Source organism: Oceanobacillus sojae (assembly GCF_900162665.1).
In the GTDB taxonomy this organism is placed as follows: domain Bacteria; phylum Bacillota; class Bacilli; order Bacillales; family Amphibacillaceae; genus Oceanobacillus; species Oceanobacillus sojae_A.
Window position 1 is genome coordinate 1 of sequence record NZ_LT727795.1, and the last position, 869, is coordinate 869.

Annotated in this window: 7 tRNA genes and 1 rRNA gene; all 8 read left to right on the top strand. The window is 51.4% G+C overall.

Going from position 1 to position 869, the window contains the following annotated elements:
- Positions 1-89 precede the first annotated feature (89 nt).
- The 8 genes from rrf (at position 90) to BN1068_RS00040 (ending at position 819) form a co-directional block, all read left to right on the top strand.
- A 5S ribosomal RNA gene (gene rrf / locus BN1068_RS00005) occupies positions 90-205 on the top strand.
- A gap of 9 nt (positions 206-214) precedes the next feature.
- Positions 215-290 (top strand) — tRNA-Val (locus BN1068_RS00010).
- A 4-nt stretch (positions 291-294) separates the two neighbouring features.
- Positions 295-370, top strand: a tRNA-Thr gene (locus BN1068_RS00015).
- A gap of 14 nt (positions 371-384) precedes the next feature.
- Positions 385-460, top strand: a tRNA-Lys gene (locus tag BN1068_RS00020).
- 3 nt (positions 461-463) lie between these two features.
- Positions 464-548, top strand: a tRNA-Leu gene (locus BN1068_RS00025).
- Positions 549-569: 21 nt separating this feature from the next.
- Positions 570-644 (top strand) — tRNA-Gly (locus tag BN1068_RS00030).
- A gap of 6 nt (positions 645-650) precedes the next feature.
- Positions 651-739 (top strand) — tRNA-Leu (locus BN1068_RS00035).
- Positions 740-742: 3 nt separating this feature from the next.
- Positions 743-819, top strand: a tRNA-Arg gene (locus BN1068_RS00040).
- Positions 820-869 lie beyond the last annotated feature (50 nt).

The following is an 869-nucleotide window of genomic DNA, read 5'->3' on the forward strand; positions in this document are numbered from 1 at the left end:
AAAAAAGTGTTGCATTTTTATTCTAAAATGCATATAATATAACTTGTCCTTGTTTTTAAGGAAACATCTTCAAGTTACATATTGTATTGTCTGGTGGCGATAGCGAAGAGGTCACACCTGTTCCCATACCGAACACAGAAGTTAAGTTCTTCAGCGCCAATGGTAGTTGGGGGCTTCCCCCTGCGAGAGTAGGACGTTGCCAGGCTTTAAATCCGGAGGATTAGCTCAGCTGGGAGAGCACCTGCCTTACAAGCAGGGGGTCGCAGGTTCGAGCCCTGCATCCTCCACCATCATGCCGGCCTAGCTCAACTGGTAGAGCAACTGACTTGTAATCAGTAGGTTGGGGGTTCAAGTCCTCTGGCCGGCACCATTTTTCCTTTTTAGGAGCCATTAGCTCAGTCGGTAGAGCATCTGACTTTTAATCAGAGGGTCGAAGGTTCGAATCCTTCATGGCTCACCATTTGCGGGTGTGGCGGAATTGGCAGACGCGCTAGACTTAGGATCTAGTGCCTTCGGGCGTGGGGGTTCAAGTCCCTCCACCCGCACCATTAATTTAATAAAGGCAATACGCGGAAGTAGTTCAGTGGTAGAACATCACCTTGCCAAGGTGGGGGTCGCGGGTTCGAATCCCGTCTTCCGCTCCAAATATTGCCGGGGTGGCGGAACTGGCAGACGCACAGGACTTAAAATCCTGCGGTAAGTGATTACCGTACCGGTTCGATTCCGGTCCTCGGCACCATAAGCGCCCGTAGCTCAATTGGATAGAGCGTTTGACTACGGATCAAGAGGTTAGGGGTTCGACTCCTCTCGGGCGCGCCATCGGGAAGTAGCTCAGCTTGGTAGAGCACTTGGTTTGGGACCAAGGGGTC